Genomic DNA, 16,623 nt, shown 5'->3' on the forward strand with positions numbered 1-16,623 from the left:
AATGAAAAAATACTTCCGGTTTCTTCTTCCTGTCCTTGCGCTTTCCCTGCTGCCGCCAGTGCACGCGCAGGAACCTGATAAGGCAACAGAATTTCGCAAACCCGATCCGGGCAATGGGCCCGGCGGCCAGCCACGCATCGCCTTCCTCGCGCATCGGCTGGGGACCGACCATGCCGAAGGCATCTCTTTGCTGGACATGAACGGTGACGGCTACCCGGACCTGCTCAGCGGGGCCTATTGGTATGAAAACCCAGGCCCGCAAGGCGGTGAATGGAAACAGCACCAGTTCCGCACCGTCGGCATTCACAACGAGTTTGTTTCTGACTGCGGCGAGTGGATCGTGGATGTGGACCACGACGGATTGCCCGACCTCGTCACGGCCGGATGGATCACCAACGGTCTCTGGTGGTACAAAAACCCTGGTCCGGATGCCACCAAAGCCGGACAGATGTGGAAGGCAGAAAAGATCACTGACAGTTACGATACAGAAGGGGGTGCCTTTGCCGACATCAACGGTGATGGCAAGCCCGATGTTGCTCTGGCCCACTATAACCGGGCCGGCGTCCTTTGGGTAGACTTCTCGGGACCAAAACCCGCGGTCCATCACCTGGGCGGAACAGAACAGGACGGCCACGGAATCGGTGTGGCCGATATCAATGGCGATGGCAAACCAGATGTTCTCACCCCTCACGGCTGGTTTGAGCAGATAGACGCCAATCACGACCAGTGGAAATGGCATGGCGATTGGGACCTGGGCGATACGGGCTTCCCGATCATCGGCTATGACGTGAACCACGACGGAAAGATGGACCTGATCTTCGGACAAGGTCACAGCTACGGCCTGTATTGGCTGGAACAAGCCGGTACTCCATCGCATCCTATGTGGATACGGCATACGATCGATGAATCCTTTTCCCAGTCTCATGCACTCGCGCTGGTAGACATTGATGGAGACGGCCAGCCGGAGCTCATCACGGGCAAGCGCTACCGCGGCCATTCCGGTGCAGACCCGGGGTCTTATGACCCTGTCGTACTGTACGCCTATAAGCTGCCTACAAAAGAGCAGCTGGCCGCAGCCAGGTCCCGGGCGGGAAAGACTGCTGCCCCGGTGCACGCTAAGGGGATTGGAGATACCATGCGCATCTCGGCCCCCGAAGCAGACCCTGTCTTCACCCGTTACGCGCTTTCTGTCAATGGAACAGCCAGCGCCGGAACGCAAATCGTGACCGCAGACCTGGACAAGGATGGCGACATCGACATTGCAACGGCCGGAAAACTTGGCGTGCACGTACTTGAGAACCTGAAGATCAACAAGGTGCCAAAATCCGTGCGCGAAGAAACCCAGCCGCTCAACCGCAAATGGCCCTTCCCCGGCGAAGGTCCAGAGGTCGAACAGGAGGACGGTCCAACCAGGTAATGGCCAGGCACCCTCGGGGCCAAGAGTGCAGGCCCGGAGGGTGCCGTTCTGCGGAAAATCCTCTGACTCAGGAGAAAGCAATGCGTCATCCCGCCCTCGCTATGCTGCTTTTCCTCGCTTCTTTGCCGCTGTCTGCCTCCCAGATCGATCCGCTGCCGCCCTCCCCGCATAGCAAGCAGGTCCATCTGCGACACGTGCTGGTGATTGCCCAGACAAAAGGATTCGAGCACGATTCGGTCTCTGCCGCTATGAATGCCATCTATGACATGGGAAAAGAGAGCGGCCTGTGGGACACGGTCATGCGCACCGATACGGAACTTCTGACAAAGAAGGACCTCGGACGCAATGCGAAGAACCTTGACTCTTTTGATGTGCTTGTTTTTGCCAGCACCACAGGGGAGCTGGAGATGACAGACGACCAGAAACGCGACATGATTTCCTTTATCAAGGAAGACGGTAAGGGCTTTGTCGGTATCCATGCTGCCCTTGATACCAATTACACATGGCCGGAGTACGGGGACATGATCGGAGGATGGTTTGACCAGCATCCGTGGGGCACCTTTAACGCGCCCATCATCAACGAGGCCCCTGATTTCCCTGCCGTACGTCATTTTCCGCGAGAGTTTGTGAAGTATGACGAAATTTATCAGGCAAAAAGCTGGTCCCGGGACAAGGTCAACGTGCTCCTCAGTCTCGATGCATCCAGGATGGATTTTTCCAACAACCCGCGCATTCACCGTACCGACCGCGATTTTGCTGTTGCCTGGTGCAAAATGTACGGCAAAGGACGGGTCTTCTATTCCACACTGGGACACACGGAAGAGTCATGGCAGGACCCGGACATTCGCAGGATGTACTTTGAAGCCATCAAATGGGCGATGGGCCTGACCGATGGGAGCACCGCTTCTCATCCACGCCCGCGACCCTAGCTGCAGACGGAACGTCATGAGAAGCTCGGAGGAGTCACGCCACTTCTCTCCCGGCCGCCCTCAAAAAAGCTGAAGACTTTCAACGTTCACTCTGGGTGGCCCTAGCTACCATCCCCTCTGCATCCTGACCCCGCTGTTGCTGAAGATTAGGGCGCGGCAGTGCGGCGTTCGTACCAGCCACGCGAGCGATTGACCATGCGCACCACCAGCAGCATCACCGGCACTTCGATCAGCACGCCGACCACAGTGGCCAGCGCCGCGCCCGAGTGAAAGCCGAACAGGCTGATCGCGGCGGCCACTGCCAGCTCAAAGAAGTTGCTCGCGCCGATGAGTGCCGAGGGACAGGCGATGTTGTGTTTTTCTCCTGCCTGGCGGTTCAGCCAGTACGCCAGCCCGGCGTTGAAAAACACTTGAATCAAGATCGGCATCGCGAGCATGGCGATCACCAGCGGTTGCCGAATGATGGCCTCTCCCTGGAAAGCGAACAGGAGCACGAGCGTCAGCAGGAGCGCCGCCATCGATAGCGGACCGATACGCTCCAGCGCCCTGTCAAACGCAGTATGGCCCCGACGGAGCAGCGTTCGGCGCCAGAGTTGGGCGAGGACAACTGGAATCACAATGTAAAGCACCACCGACACCAGCAGTGTGGCCCAAGGAACGGTGATGGACGACAGGCCCAGCAACAGGCCGACGACAGGCGCGAAAGCAAACAACATGATGATGTCATTGAGCGCAACTTGCGAAAGCGTGAACACCGGATCGCCACCGGTAAGCCGGCTCCAGACAAACACCATCGCCGTACAGGGTGCGGCGGCCAGCAAAATGAGGCCGGCGATGTAGCTGTCGAGCTGAGTGGGCGGAAGCCAGGCGGCAAAGACATGACGAATGAAGATCCATGCCAGCAGCGCCATCGAGAACGGCTTGACCGCCCAATTCACAAACAGCGTCACACTGATGCCGCGCCAGTGTCGCTTGACCTGGCCAAGTGCGGCGAAGTCCACTTTGAGCAGCATCGGCACGATCATCACCCAAATGAGCAGGCCGACCGGCAGGTTGACCTGGGCGATTTCCATGCGGCCGACAGCTTGGAATACACCCGGCGCGGACTGGCCGAGCGCGATGCCGGCAACGATGCACGCCGCCACCCACACGCTCAGATATCGCTCGAAGCCGTTCATGACAGACGCAGCCGGCACGGACCCGACGGTTTCGGTGTTCATGGTATCGGCCTCACTGACGTCCAATATCGCGCAGCCCACGCTGCAACGAGAGAGCATCAAGGCTTTGCAATGGCAGCGACAGGAAAAGCTCGATGCGCCGACGCAGCGTGATCGCCGCATCCATGAATGCCTTGCGTTGTTGTTCCTCGGTACCTTCGACCGCGGCCGGGTCAGGCACGCCCCAATGGGCCGACACGGGCTTGCCCGGCCACATCGGACACGCCTCGCCAGCAGCGTTGTCGCAAACGGTGAAGATGAAGTCGAACGTCGGCGCGTCGGGCCTCACGAACTCGTCCCAACTCTTACTGCGGTAACCGGTGGTTGGCAAGCCCAGCCGCTCCAGCGTGGCGAGTGCCAGCGGGTGGACCTCACCCTTTGGGTGACTGCCAGCGGAATAGGCAGAAAAGCGGCCTTGGCCCAGCGCGTTGAGTAGGCCTTCGGCCAGAATGGAACGGGCGGAATTGCCCGTGCAGATGAACAAGACGTTGTAGGTGGTATCGGTCATGGCGTCAGCAGTCGCAGCGAATAGTGGTATCGGAAACCTCGCAAACGCCGCCTTGGCAGCAATGCTCGGTCAGGTAGCGGATCAGACCGTTCATGTGTCCATACTCGGCCCGATAGATCAGATTGCGGCCCTGCTGCTCGATCGTGACGAGACCAGCATGGGCCAGTTCTTTCAGATGGAAGGACAAGGTGTTACGCGGCACATCGAGCTGGTCAGCCAGCTTGCTCGGCGTCAGCCCTTCCGGACCGGCAACGACCAGGGCGCGAAATACGCGCAACCGTTGGTTGTGTGCCAGGGCGCTTAATGCGGAAACAGCTTGGTCTTCCTTCATAATTCTATAATACAACAACTATCGAATGATTGAAACGAGAAGACAGGAATTTCTAGAGGACTGAGCAAGGCGACACGATTCTGAATGGAGTCATCTTGCTGGATGCACCTGGAGCGTACGACTGGCAGAAGCTGTTGTAGATGGCGCTTTTCAGCGCAGATGTTCTGAAGATGGTCCCTGCCGGGTACAGTTGCCCGACCCTGCAGTCGGTCCCTTTTCTGTTGTTACCAAATATACGAAACCGGAAAGGACACTGGTCAGTACGATCCAGGCCATCTGGTACCAGTAGAAAAACGGAAAGCCGAACAGCTCCGGGTCCTGCCGCGCATAGGCCCCGGGAAACATAAGGGCGAGTGCAGGAAGCAACAGCAGCCAATACCAGAGTGCTCGGCGTGACTTCATGCTTCGGATTGTATACCGGAAGCAAATAGGTCGTCCTCGGCCGGGTACCATAAGCGCGTCCCCTCGACCCGCGCAAATGAGGTGAGTTTGTGCGGCTGCTGGCGGCTGTGCCCCTTGGCATCGTAAAAGATGTCTTGAACCGGGACGTTCTGTACCAGCAGCGCATCTGCCACCAGTGAGCGATGACAACGCCACGGCACCGCCTCTGCGCACATGATTGCCGTACGCTCGTGCGGACTGGCTTTCAGCAGCTCGTTGATTGCCGCAGCAAATTCAGGCGTCTGCATGTAATCGGCATATCCACGAAAGCTGGCATTGCGCCATCCGGTGTTGATGGAATCCTTCCGAGCATGACGCAGTCCGCCCAGCGACTTCTGCCAGCGGTAATGGATCCTGATGCGCCTGAGTGACTCTTCCAGGTCTTCCTGAGCGAACTGAGGGTTGTGCCTCGACCTGGGAATGGTACGGATGTCGACCAGCCAGCGCACATCGTGGGCCTTCAGAATTGCCAGGAAGGTTTCAATCGGCAGCGTGGAATGGCCAATGGTCAGCATCTTCAATTTTTACCGCATTGCAACCTAGCCCCGCTGGCAGGCACAATACACTCGCAGGTATGTTGAAAGTCCTGGCTTTTGGTCTTGCTGTGTTGCTGGCCTCTACTCCCAACGCGCAAATGGTCCTGGTGCAAGGACACCGCGGTTCCCGCGCTACGCGCCCGGAAAATACGATTCCCGCCTTTGAATATGCCATCCAGCACGGTGCTGACGTTCTGGAGCTCGATCTTGCCGTCACCCGGGACAATGTTTTGGTGGTCTCCCACTTCCCTTTCATTACACCAGACCACCCTGGTGAGCGCATCTGCACCGGACCTGAAGTCCCTCCGCATACGGCCATTCGCTCGCTCACACTGGAGCAGGTAAAGCAGTACGATTGCGGATCGGCAACGTTGCCGAACTTTCCCCGGCAAATGGCCATACCCGGGACCCGGATTCCGACCTTCGACGAGGTGCTGGACCTTGCCACACAAGACAACTTTGACTTCAATGTTGAAACCAAAAGCTTCCCCAGCCATCCTGAGCTGACGCCTTCGCCCGAAGAATTCGTGAAGCTGGTGGATGATGCAGTCCGGCGGCACCACCTGCAATCGCGAGTGATTCTGCAAAGCTTTGACTTCCGTACCCTGACTGCGATGAAGAAGCTGGACCCTTCCATCCGCCTTTCAGCGCTCCTCAGTGACAACGCAAAGGACGATGCGCTGATGGGCATTCCCGCCACAAACAAGAACTTTGTTTCAGTGGGAAAACAAACCGGAGCACAGATCATCAGCCCGAACTATCATCTGGTGACGCCGGAAAAGGTCGCCGCGGCCCATGCCGCAGGATTGCAGGTTGTTCCCTGGACGGTCAACGCCCCGGAGGACTGGCAAAAGATGGTGGATGCCGGAGTCGATGCCATCATTACGGACGATCCTGAGGCCCTGGTCGAGTGGCTGCGAACCAAGAAGCTGCACAACTAAGCACAAAGACGCTGATCGATGGACCACGGGAGGTGTTCTGCACTGGTCTTAGGTCTTCTGGACAAAAGCATTGCGGCCCACAGCAGGTATGATGAAAGATTACGCTCTTCTGCAACAGGATGCTCCTTTCACTCATTCTCGGGTCCGTGGCCGCCTTCGCTGACATCTTTGGCGGGCTGGTCCTTGTCCGCTCTCACTGGGAAAAGCGCTATCTGCGCTATTTCGTCGCATTGGGGGCGGGGTTCATGCTGGCCGTAGCTTTTCTTGAGATGCTGCCGGAAAGCATGGCTGTCTCAGCCCGATGGGCGCCGCTGCTGGTGCTTGCCGGCTATTGCGTTGTGCATCTGCTGGAACACACCATTGTGCCGCACTTCCATTTTGGAGAAGAGACCCATCAGGACGAATTTCTCTCATCCCATACCAGCTATTCCGTCCTTGCCGGACTTGCCGTGCACGCGCTTTTTGATGGCATTGCCATCGCCTCAGGGTTTGTTCTCTCCAGCAGGCTTGGCTGGCTGATCTTCATCGCGATTTTTCTCCACAAGGTCCCGGAAGGCTTCACGGTCGCATCGGTCATGATGGCATCAGGCCGTGGTCGCATGGCTGCGGTCACAGCGGCAGCCATTCTGGCCGCGGCCACGCTGCTGGGAGTTGTCCTCATCAATGTCCTTCCCTCCTGGGTGCAGGCGGGCCTGCCGCTTTCCGCCGGAGTGGCCATTTATGTGGCCGCCACCGACCTGGTTCCTGAAGTAAACCGCGAGCCGGGCATCCGCATGGCACTGGTCTTCTTTGCCGGAGTACTGCTGTTCCTTTTGCTGCGGACGTTTCTCCCCGAGATCTAAAGGGCTGCTACTCTGTTGATTGATGCTTCCTCTCAGCCGTGCGTGTCTGCTGTCCGTCCTGGCTTTTGCATTTCCCCTGTTTGCGGGGGCCAGCAGCCATCCAGAGAAGCAACGGTACCCTCGGCGCAGTCGGCCCCTACCATTCGTGTGAATACGAGCGTCGTCCTTGTGCCCGCACTGGTGGAGAGGCCCTCGGGCGAAATTGTTTACGGGCTAACACAAAAAGATTTCATCCTGGAAGACAATGGGGTGCAACAGGACCTTCATGTGGATGACGACCTCGATGCGCAGCCTGTATCCCTGGTGGTCTGTATCCAGCGTGGCCGTTCCGCTGCTCTGGAATTTGATAAATACGCAAAACTGGGACCTCTGCTTGACCTCTTTACTGCGGGAGGCCGGGGAGAGGCCGCGTTGGTTGTCTTTGACTCTAAGCCGCTTTTTCTTGAAGGATTCACTCGAGATACCAGCATTCTCTCCGATGATCTTCGCCGGTTGCGCCCGGGTGACGGTGGTGCTGCGATCCTCGATGCAGTTGGCTACTCTGTCGACCTGCTAGAGCATCGGCCGCCTGACCACAGGCGTATTCTTCTGCTCATCAGCGAATCGCGCGACCATGGCAGCAAGCACTCCAGCGCACAAGACCTGGTCGAACACATCGGCTCAAGCAATACTCTGGTGCTGGGCCTGACTTTTTCTCCCACCAAAGCCGGACTCATGGACTGGGGCAGGGGGAATGCTGAGGGAGGAGCCTCTTTGAACCTTCTGGCCCCGCTCCTGATGGCCGCCGCAGCTGTGAAGAAGAATGCCCCGCGCGAACTGGCAGTCATGAGCGGAGGAGAATATGCATCCTTTACCCGAGAAAAAGGTTTTGAAGACCAGGTGGCAGAGCTGGCCAGTCATGCCCGCAATCGCTACATTCTCAGCTTTCACCCGTCAGACCCGGCGCCGGGACTGCACCGCGTTGTGGTAAAGCTTACCAGCGACTATGGCGCGCACGTGGTGGCCCGAAACAGCTACTGGGTCCCCTCGAACACCGACAGCTCGCATTCGATGCCATAGATTTTTCGCGGACGAATGGAGGATTTGGCGGCCGCCAGCACGATCCTTTGCGTCATTGTTGGCTTTTCCCGCATCTATTTAAGTTCTGACTAAAATTTTTGAACGATTTAAAGATTTGTAGGAATGGCGACACAAACACTCGCTGCACCGGAAGCATTGACAAAAGAACGCTGGCGGCCCCGCGCCAATCCCTGGGCCATTGCTGCAACTGTAGCGCTTGCCGCTTTTATGGAGGTACTTGACACCTCCATTGCCAACGTTGCGCTGCCGCATATCGCTGGCAGCCTGGGGGCCAGCCAGGATGAAAGCACCTGGGTCCTGACGGCCTATCTTGTCTCCAACGCCGTGGTGCTGCCGATGGGCGGATGGGCGGCCAGTATTATGGGCCGCAAGAACTTTTTCATGTTCTGCATTACCATCTTCACCCTCAGCTCATTTCTTTGCGGCATCGCTCCAACACTCGGGATTCTTCTGGTGGCCCGCGTGCTCCAGGGCTTTGGCGGAGGGGGCCTGCAGCCGATGGCGCAGGCCATTATGGCTGACTCTTTTGAGCCTTCCAAGCGCGGACTCGCCTTTGCCCTCTATGGCATTGTGGCGATTCTCGCCCCTTCCATCGGGCCCACGCTGGGTGGCTGGATTACGGACAACTACAGTTGGCACTGGATCTTCTACATCAACATCCCGGTCGGTATTCTGGCCCTTGTTCTCGTTCAACGCATGGTGGATGATCCTCCCTGGATCAAGGCAGACCGCAGCCGGCTGCGCAACGTGGATGGGCTTGGCATCGCGCTGCTGATTATTTCCATGGCGGCCCTTCAGATTACGCTGGACAAGGGCGAAGAAAAGGACTGGTTCCAGTCCGACTTTATCCGCTTCTTCGGGACCACCTTTGCCATCTCCTTTGCCGCACTGCTGTTCTGGGAGTGGCACACGAAAAATCCCATCATGGAATTGCGCCTGTTTAAAAACAAAAATTTTGCCACCTGCTGCTTCCTGATGCTGTTTACCGGCGGCCTTCTGAATGCCACCACAGTCTTGCAGCCCCAGTTTTTGCAGGCGCAGCTGGGATACACGGCCACCATTGCCGGCTTGTCACTCTCTGCCGGGGGCCTGGTGCTTCTTTTGATGATGCCACTGGCTGGACAGGCCGTCAGCCGCTTTCCAGCCCGGAACATCATCCTCTTTGGCTTTGCCTGTTTTGCCTTTTCCTACTACTTCACGGCAACGCGCATCAATCTCGGGCTGAGCTTTGGGATGGCTTCATGGCTCAGGATCGTCCAGATCTTCTCCATCCCCTTTGTCTTCATCTCCATCACTACGGCTGCTTATTTCGGCATGCCTGTTGAGAAAAACAACCAGGTAGCTGGACTGATCAATTTTGTACGCAATATTGGCGGCAGCATTCTCATCTCAATTACCAATGCCGGAATCACGGAACTGGGGCAGTTCCATCAGGACCAGATGCTGAAGCACCTGACGCCATCCAATGCCAATCTCCAGCGTCAGATCAGTGCACTGAGCGGTGTATTTACGCACAGTGCGGGATCGGCCAATGCGGACTATCTGGCCCAGGGACAAATCTATAACCAGTTACTCCAGCAATCCCAGGCGCTTGCCTATAAAGACATGTATTTCATCCTTTGCGCCGCCTCGCTCATCATGATTCCGCTCAGTCTTCTTCTGCGCAAAAACAAGCCGGGTGCAGGAGGAGAGATTGCTGTGCACTGATGGATGGAGGGGCGCGGAGGTCGTTAAGCTTCAGGATAAATTCATAAAAGGTTTCATCTCGGCTTTCACAGTATTAAAAATTTCTCAATGTTATTGGGCAACTTTGGCAAAGGATACGCATTCATAAGTAGTAACAAATAGAGGCAACTTCACTATGCTGTATCTCTCGCCTAAGTTGTTGAGTTCACCCTTTGCGAATCCGCAGATGCGGAACCTCAGTTGACACTACCCTCAATGGCTTCCCCTCAAAATTGCCTCTGAACAGAAGGCCCGCAACCAGCGGGCCTTTTGCTTTGGTGCATCAGCACAGATAATGAGTGATATGCCACCTGAGGATTCCCACTGTTCAGCCATGCTCCAAGTCGTGACATGCCCGCAATGGGTTGACCTGCCCTGGCTTCTGCACGGATTCAGTACCCGAGTCGGAGGAACAACGACCGTCTATGGTCCTAAGAGGAAGGCTGGAGAAATGAACCTGGGCTTTACCGCAGAGGACGACAGAAAAAACGTGCTGGCCAACCGGGAGAAGTTCCTCCATGCCCTCAGCAAAGGGAAGGCACCCACGCCTTCTTTGGTTACTTTAAAGCAGATCCACTCTTCTGTTGTGCATGTGGTGGACCGCAGCCATACCGCCGAAGATCCCCGGTTACAGGGCGATGGCATGATGACCTCCGAGAGGGGGATCGTACTTGGCATTCAGACAGCAGACTGCATTCCGGTTTTGGTCATAGACCAAAACCGGCGCGCTGTGGCTGCGTTCCATGCCGGCTGGCGTGGTACGCTGAAACGCATTGTCGAAGTGGGAATCGGGCGGATGAGGGCGGAATTTGGCAGCGAGCCGGAAGACCTCTCTGCAGCCATCGGACCGGGCATCCGCCAATGCTGCTATGCCGTTGGGGAAGAGGTACGCGAGCAGTTCTTCTCGCAGTTCGTCTATGCGGACCAACTGTTCCGCGAAGTCTCAACTACTGACCCAGTAAAAGACAAGTACCCTCTTCTCTTTCTGACGGCCCGTCCTCCCGGGCATGGCCATTCCAGCCAGGTACTGTACCTGGACCTGATTGAGGCCAACCGCAGACAATTGATGGATGCGGGGGTCCGCGAGGATGCAATCTTTGTGCAGGGGGACTGCACGTGTTGCCAAAGGGACCGCTATTTCTCCTATCGGGCCGAGCATGGTCAGACAGGCCGCATGTTGTCAGCCGTGGGACTTAGGGGGTAGAGCCCGGAAACCGGCCGACGGCCCCTCTGATTTGCCATCCTATGCAGTAGGTTCTGCCGGACTGGCTTCATCCTTTGGATTCACTAGGTCGCGCAACTCTTTGCTGGGTTTAAAGTAAGGAACGCGCTTGGCCGGCACCTCGACCTTTGCCCCGGTTTTTGGATTGCGCCCGGTGCGCGGTTTTCTCTGCCGGATACGGAAGCTGCCGAACCCTCGGATCTCAATCTTGTCTCCGGCCTTGAGCGCCTGAATTACAGAATCGAAGATTGTTTCCACAATGACTTCGCCATCGCGTCGCGTCAAGTCGCCTAGCTGGGTCACTTCCTCCACCAAATCTGCTTTTGTCATGGCCAGTCTCGCTCCAGTCCAAAATGGGTACGCTCTGTAACTATAATAGATGCAATCAATTCACCCCTATTTCCAGAGAAAATAAAAGCCTGCTTGTTTTTCCAGTAACCGTTCCGGATTGGGCCAAAGATCGTCCGCATCGGTGGTAATCAGGTCAAGCAGAGAATGACGTTTTTTCGCGGGCTTTACCACGTTTGGCTCGCCGGAGATCCCCACTTGCCGGGCCGTGTCCAGCAGCGCATCCCTGAAGCCGCCTTGTTTATCAATCAGATGCAGGGGCAGGGCCTGCTGCCCGGTCCAAACCTGCCCAGTGGCCAGCGGCTTCAGCGCGGCTTCGGGAATCCCACGTCCCTGGGCCACATCGTGAATAAATTGCTCGTGCATATTGTCAATGAGTCCCTGAAAATACGCTTTTTCCTCCGGAGTCATCTCGCGCACGGGTGATCCGGCATCTTTGAGTGATCCTGCCTTCAGCACCTCGGGTTTCAATTTCGCCCATTTCAGCAGGTCTCCGTAGTTGGTCCACTCCATAATGACGCCAATGGAGCCGACGATGCTGGCATTATTGGCATAAATCCTATTTGTTCCGGAGGCAATGTAATAGGCCCCACTTGCCCCGATGCTTTCTATAGACGCAACAATGGGCTTCTTTTTCTCATTGCGGATGTGGGACACCTCTTCGTAAATCTCCTGTGAGGCGGCGGCCCCTCCACCTGGAGAATTGATGTGAAGAATGATGGCCTTGATGGAGTCGTCCTGTTCAAACTTGCGCAACTGGTCCACGGTATTCTGGGCGGAAACAATGACGCCATTGATGTCGATGACCCCGACGCTACTTCCGCGGAAATTGCTGTCACCGCCCAGCGTCTTTACAGCCGCGTACCCCAGCAGTGCGACCACAACAACCAGAGCGGCAAAAAGACCGCCCCCAAGCAAAAACCAGAACCATCCGGAGCTGCGTTTTTCTTCACTCATAGGGGCGAGTGTAGCATCCGGAATGACTTATCAGCTATTGCAGGTTTTCGAGATAGTTCAGAATTTCCGGACTGGTCCAGTCCTGGGGGCCGATAAATTTGCGACGGATGACCCCATGCGGGTCAATAATGTAGCTTTCCGGCGGCCTTGTCGTTCCGAAGGCCAGGTTGCTTTTTTGTGTCTCGTCGTGGATGGTCAGAAACGCAACGCGATGGTCTTTCAGAAACTGCTCATACGCCGCCCGATCATCGTTAAAATTTACGCCCAGGACAACCAGCTGCGGCATCTGCTGCTGCAAAGCATTGAGGGACGGCAGCTCCTCAATGCATGGAGGACACCAGGAAGCCCAGAAATTGAGCAGAACGGTCTTACCGCGAAAGTCCCTCAGATGGATGGTCCTGTTGCCATCGGTAATGGTGAAGTCCGGGGCCGCGGTGGCTACCTGCGCGGGACGAGAGCCACGGTCACATCCGGATGAGAGCAGCGCCAGCACCAGGAAGAGTGCCTGCACAGGCCGGGAGAAGATCCTGGAGGTTTGAGCAGAGAGATTCGACCAGCGCCACACATTTCTATAATAAATAGCGGAGCTTGCTTGGAACTGACTGTCATTATTCCGGCACGGAATGAACAGGACTGCCTGGAGGCGTGCCTTCAGTCGCTGGTTTCGCAGTCCGATGCAGATTGGACGCTGGGACGGGACTGGGAGGTGCTGGTTGTAGATGACCACTCCACCGACCTTACCCGAAAAATTGCCGCCGCTTTTTCCGATGTGACTGTGCTCGACGCTCCCCCATCGCCACCGGGGTGGACTGGAAAGGCCAACGCCGTCTGGACAGGGGCAAAACGGGCGGCGGGCCGCTGGCTGCTGTTCACCGACGCTGATACCCTGCACGAACCCGGAAATTTGCGGCGTGCCCTGCATGAAGCTGAAAAACACAAGGTGGCCATGCTCTCCTATTCTCCGCGCCAGATTGTGCAAGGTTTCTGGCAGAGGGCGCTGATGCCTTTGGTATTCAGCGAGCTGGCCCTGGCCTATCCCCCGGCAAAGGTCTCAGACCCTGAGTCGCGCGTGGCTGCGGCCAATGGACAGTTCCTGTTGATAGAGCGCGAGGCCTATTTCCAGATCGGCGGTCATGAGGCAGTTGCCCGATCTCTGCTGGAAGACGTTGAACTTGCCTCTATGGCAAAACGCCGCAAGCTCGGTCTCCGCTTCCGCTATGCTCCGGATGCGGTCAGCACGCGCATGTATCGGGGCTTTCGGCAGATGTGTGAAGGCTGGACCAAGAACCTCGCCCTGCTCTTTGGCAACCCGCTGTCGACGGCCGCATGGAAGCTGCTGGACATTCTCCTTCTGTTTGGGCTGCCGGTGCTTGCCTGGTATGTTCCATGGCCGGTCAGTATGACCACTCCGTGGCTGACTGCGCGGCTGTTGCTCCTTCTTGTTTGGTTTCGGACGCTGTGGCGCTTTTACCGCCGTGTGATGAAATCAAATTTTCCTTTTGTCGATTGCATGCTGAGCGTTTTCGGACTGCCTCTGTTCATCTGGTTACTGTGGCGGAGCTGGTTCGGGCACACGGTCGCGAAACGCGTAGTCTGGAAAGGCAGAGATTACGCAGGCGGAGGATAGCCAGTGCACTCGTCACCTGCTCCTGCGGCCTGCGCCGCACACCCAAAAGATATGCTGATGGACGGTCTGAAACGATGATTTTACTTACCCGAAGGGCAGAGTTCTCCGCCTCGCACTACTACTGGAACGAGGCATGGTCTGATGAAGAAAACCGGCGCGTCTTTGGCAAGTGTGCGAACAAGAATGGACACGGGCACAACTACACGCTTGAGGTAACCGTGGCTGGCGAAGTTGATGCGGCGACAGGCTTTGTTGTGGACCTGAAAAAGCTGAAGGACGTTCTGGAGCAGGAAGTTGTCCAGGCCTATGACCATCGGCATTTAAACAAAGAGGTCCCGGAGTTCCGCAACACCATTCCTACCACCGAGAACATTGCCATCGCGGTATGGCGGCGCCTGGAAGGCAAGGTTCCCGGAGCAAAACTGCACCGCGTGCGCGTTTATGAAATGTCTGACATTTTTGCTGATTACTACGGAGAGCCATGAGGGCCTATTTTTCCCGCCGCTATCGCATCAGCGCCTCACACCGCCTCCACTCTGAAGCATTCAGCCGTGAGAAGAACCGTGAGCTTTACGGCAAGTGCAACAATCCACATGGGCATGGGCACAATTACGTGATTGAAGTCACCGTGGGGGGACCGGTGGACCCGGAGACCGGCATGGTCTGCAATCTGGTGGACCTGGACGAGTGCGTGCGCAAAGAGGTCCTGGAGCGTTTCGACCACACAAATCTCAATCTGGACCCTCTTTTTGCGGAGCGTGTGCCGACCACGGAGAATCTATGTATAGAGATTTACAGGATGCTCAGTAGCGCATTTGATCATGGTGAAATCGTGCGCGTCCGTATTGAGGAAACCAGCAACAATTTTTTTGAGTATCCGGCAGTATAGAAAGAAAAGAGAGCTTACATGGCAAAACCAGCAATTCTCCGCAAGGTCCTGGAAACCGACCTGGAACAGGTGTCCACACAAGAACTCTACCGCGAGATCCTGCGCCGCTTTGATGAAGATCCCTCTCGCGATGGCCTTATCCGCACTCCCGAGCGCGTGGAGCGGGCCATGTCGTTCCTGACCAAAGGATACCGGGAAGACCCGGCGGAGATTCTACGTGGTGCGCTCTTCGATGTGGACTATGACGAGATGGTCATAGTCAAGGACATCGAGATGTTTTCCCTGTGCGAACACCACATGCTGCCTTTTTTTGGAAAAGTCCACGTTGCCTACATTCCCAATGGCAAGGTCATTGGACTGAGCAAGATCCCCCGCCTGGTCGAAGTCTTTGCCCGCCGTCTGCAGGTGCAGGAGCGCATGACACGTCAGATAGCCGATGCCATTCAGGAGGCAATCGGACCGCAGGGGGTTGGCGTCGTGATTGAAGCACGGCACCTTTGCATGATGATGCGGGGGGTTGAGAAGCAGCATTCCTCTACGGTAACTTCGGCGATGGTAGGGATCTTTCAGAAGCAGAACACGCGCAACGAGTTCCTGTCTCTGGTACGCAACCGTGCACAGAACGGCTTCTGAATTCCACACACCCGGGACAGTTATAGTAATCAGGTGAACGGGCTGTTGATCGTAGACAAGCCAGCGGGAGCAACATCGCATGATGTTGTGGCGCACATCCGCAGGGTCACCGGAGAGCGCTCCATCGGGCATCTTGGCACACTGGACCCCATGGCCACCGGCGTACTTCCTCTGCTGATGGGGAAGTTTACCCGGCTGGCGCAGTTTTTTGGCCCTCTGGAAAAGAGCTACGCGGGTACCATCCGGTTTGGATTTGCGACCGACACCTACGACGCCGAAGGACGGCCCATGGGCGATCCTGTTGCTGTTTCACTCACGCTCGAACAGGTGCGCACCGCAGCTTCCCGCTTTCAGGGCGAGGTCCTTCAGATGCCTCCTCCGTTTTCTGCAAAAAAGGTCGCGGGTAAACCCGCCTACAAGCTGGCCCGCGCTGGAAAAGAGCCCGAACTCCGGCCCGTTCCCATCTCGATCCGTCAACTGGATATCACCGCGCTCGAAGGCGATACCGCTGCATTTCTCATGACCGTCTCTTCCGGCGGATATGTGCGCAGTGTGGCACATGATCTAGGCCAGGCCCTGGGCTGTGGTGCACATCTTACCAGTCTGCGGCGCACAGCAGCGGGCCCGTTTCTGCTGGAAGACGCTCTTCCTTTGCCTGAAGTGGAAAGACTTGCTGCTGGCGGAGAGCTTGTCGCACACATGCCCCATCCGCGCACCCTCCTGCCGGAGCTGCCCGCCGTAACTGCGGACCCAGTTTCTACAGGCATGGTCCGTCATGGAGCAGCGGTCAATCTGCCCGAGTTTTCTCAGGCGCCGCTAATCAAGATTTTTGAAGGACAGACCAAGCTGATTGCCATCGGACGCCGCGTCGCCGGAACGCTCTTTCAGCCAATCGTCGTGCTGCTGTAGCTGCTGGCCCGCCTTTCCCAAAGAGAAAATCTTTGCTCTTCAACGGACCATTATCACCATCCGAAAGGCAT

20 protein-coding genes are annotated in these 16,623 nt (G+C 56.7%); 12 read left to right on the forward strand and 8 right to left on the reverse strand.

Annotated elements, in window-relative coordinates; all coding sequences use genetic code 11:
* The first annotated feature begins 1 nt into the window (after nt 1).
* Both N655_RS0114960 and N655_RS0114965 read left to right on the forward strand, forming a co-directional pair.
* Nucleotides 2–1,417, forward strand: coding sequence for an FG-GAP repeat domain-containing protein (locus tag N655_RS0114960; RefSeq protein WP_026443638.1), 1,416 nt, complete (start codon nt 2–4; stop codon nt 1,415–1,417).
* A gap of 80 nt (nt 1,418–1,497) precedes the next feature.
* On the forward strand, nt 1,498–2,346 hold the full coding sequence (locus N655_RS0114965) for a ThuA domain-containing protein (protein ID WP_026443639.1): 849 nt from the start codon (nt 1,498–1,500) through the stop codon (nt 2,344–2,346).
* A 146-nt stretch (nt 2,347–2,492) separates the two neighbouring features.
* Here N655_RS0114965 and arsB read toward each other — a convergent pair whose 3' ends face one another.
* The 5 genes from arsB to N655_RS0114990 form a co-directional block, all read right to left on the reverse strand.
* Complete coding sequence (gene arsB, locus N655_RS0114970; protein ID WP_044934805.1) at nt 2,493–3,566, reverse strand: ACR3 family arsenite efflux transporter; 1,074 nt, start codon at nt 3,564–3,566, stop codon at nt 2,493–2,495.
* Nucleotides 3,567–3,576: 10 nt separating this feature from the next.
* Nucleotides 3,577–4,071 carry an arsenate reductase ArsC gene (locus N655_RS0114975; protein ID WP_026443641.1) on the reverse strand — a complete coding sequence of 165 codons (495 nt, stop codon included), beginning with the start codon at nt 4,069–4,071 and terminating at the stop codon, nt 3,577–3,579.
* 4 nt (nt 4,072–4,075) lie between these two features.
* Nucleotides 4,076–4,402 carry an ArsR/SmtB family transcription factor gene (locus N655_RS0114980; RefSeq protein WP_026443642.1) on the reverse strand — a complete coding sequence of 109 codons (327 nt, stop codon included), beginning with the start codon at nt 4,400–4,402 and terminating at the stop codon, nt 4,076–4,078.
* A gap of 150 nt (nt 4,403–4,552) precedes the next feature.
* A complete protein-coding gene (locus N655_RS19295; RefSeq protein ID WP_044934808.1) occupies nt 4,553–4,804 on the reverse strand; it encodes a DUF3311 domain-containing protein in 252 nt (83 codons plus the stop codon).
* Complete coding sequence (locus N655_RS0114990) at nt 4,801–5,358, reverse strand: DUF488 domain-containing protein (protein WP_044934810.1); 558 nt, start codon at nt 5,356–5,358, stop codon at nt 4,801–4,803. The genes N655_RS19295 and N655_RS0114990 overlap by 4 nt, the downstream gene beginning before the upstream one ends.
* A 59-nt stretch (nt 5,359–5,417) precedes the next feature.
* Between N655_RS0114990 and N655_RS0114995 the strand changes: the two genes are divergently transcribed.
* The 5 genes from N655_RS0114995 (at nt 5,418) to pgeF (ending at nt 11,171) form a co-directional block, all read left to right on the forward strand.
* Complete coding sequence (locus N655_RS0114995; RefSeq protein ID WP_026443644.1) at nt 5,418–6,320, forward strand: glycerophosphodiester phosphodiesterase; 903 nt, start codon at nt 5,418–5,420, stop codon at nt 6,318–6,320.
* 119 nt (nt 6,321–6,439) lie between these two features.
* Entirely contained in the window at nt 6,440–7,162 is a 723-nt protein-coding gene (locus tag N655_RS0115000) for a ZIP family metal transporter (protein WP_026443645.1), read from the forward strand.
* A 42-nt stretch (nt 7,163–7,204) separates the two neighbouring features.
* Nucleotides 7,205–8,221 (forward strand): vWA domain-containing protein, encoded by a 1,017-nt coding sequence (locus N655_RS19300; protein WP_155987613.1) that lies wholly within the window; start codon nt 7,205–7,207, stop codon nt 8,219–8,221.
* A 123-nt stretch (nt 8,222–8,344) separates the two neighbouring features.
* Complete coding sequence (locus N655_RS0115010; protein WP_044934813.1) at nt 8,345–9,949, forward strand: DHA2 family efflux MFS transporter permease subunit; 1,605 nt, start codon at nt 8,345–8,347, stop codon at nt 9,947–9,949.
* A 352-nt stretch (nt 9,950–10,301) separates the two neighbouring features.
* Complete coding sequence (gene pgeF / locus N655_RS0115015) at nt 10,302–11,171, forward strand: peptidoglycan editing factor PgeF (RefSeq protein WP_044934815.1); 870 nt, start codon at nt 10,302–10,304, stop codon at nt 11,169–11,171.
* A 39-nt stretch (nt 11,172–11,210) separates the two neighbouring features.
* On the opposite strand, the gene N655_RS19305 is transcribed toward pgeF, so the two are convergent.
* From N655_RS19305 to N655_RS0115030, 3 genes are all read right to left on the reverse strand, one after another.
* The gene (locus N655_RS19305) at nt 11,211–11,519 is read right to left on the reverse strand and encodes an integration host factor subunit beta (RefSeq protein ID WP_044934817.1); all 309 of its coding nucleotides are present in this window, start codon (nt 11,517–11,519) and stop codon (nt 11,211–11,213) included.
* Nucleotides 11,520–11,585: 66 nt separating this feature from the next.
* On the reverse strand, nt 11,586–12,494 hold the full coding sequence (gene sppA, locus N655_RS0115025) for a signal peptide peptidase SppA (protein WP_026443648.1): 909 nt from the start codon (nt 12,492–12,494) through the stop codon (nt 11,586–11,588).
* Between the two features lie 34 nt (nt 12,495–12,528).
* Entirely contained in the window at nt 12,529–13,005 is a 477-nt protein-coding gene (locus N655_RS0115030) for a TlpA family protein disulfide reductase (RefSeq protein WP_238324778.1), read from the reverse strand.
* Nucleotides 13,006–13,086: 81 nt separating this feature from the next.
* Between N655_RS0115030 and N655_RS19310 the strand changes: the two genes are divergently transcribed.
* The 5 genes from N655_RS19310 (at nt 13,087) to truB (ending at nt 16,552) form a co-directional block, all read left to right on the forward strand.
* Nucleotides 13,087–14,121, forward strand: a complete 1,035-nt coding sequence (locus N655_RS19310) for a glycosyltransferase family 2 protein (protein WP_238324780.1) — start codon at nt 13,087–13,089, stop codon at nt 14,119–14,121.
* A 74-nt stretch (nt 14,122–14,195) separates the two neighbouring features.
* Entirely contained in the window at nt 14,196–14,606 is a 411-nt protein-coding gene (locus N655_RS0115040) for a 6-pyruvoyl trahydropterin synthase family protein (protein ID WP_026443649.1), read from the forward strand.
* Nucleotides 14,603–15,010: a 6-carboxytetrahydropterin synthase gene (locus N655_RS0115045; RefSeq protein ID WP_026443650.1), complete on the forward strand. Its 408-nt coding sequence runs from the start codon at nt 14,603–14,605 to the stop codon at nt 15,008–15,010. The genes N655_RS0115040 and N655_RS0115045 overlap by 4 nt, the downstream gene beginning before the upstream one ends.
* A gap of 18 nt (nt 15,011–15,028) precedes the next feature.
* A complete protein-coding gene (folE, locus tag N655_RS0115050) occupies nt 15,029–15,643 on the forward strand; it encodes a GTP cyclohydrolase I FolE (RefSeq protein ID WP_044934820.1) in 615 nt (204 codons plus the stop codon).
* Between the two features lie 33 nt (nt 15,644–15,676).
* Entirely contained in the window at nt 15,677–16,552 is an 876-nt protein-coding gene (gene truB, locus N655_RS0115055; RefSeq protein ID WP_044934823.1) for a tRNA pseudouridine(55) synthase TruB, read from the forward strand.
* Nucleotides 16,553–16,623 lie beyond the last annotated feature (71 nt).

This window comes from Pseudacidobacterium ailaaui (genome assembly GCF_000688455.1).
Lineage (GTDB): Bacteria > Acidobacteriota > Terriglobia > Terriglobales > Acidobacteriaceae > Pseudacidobacterium > Pseudacidobacterium ailaaui.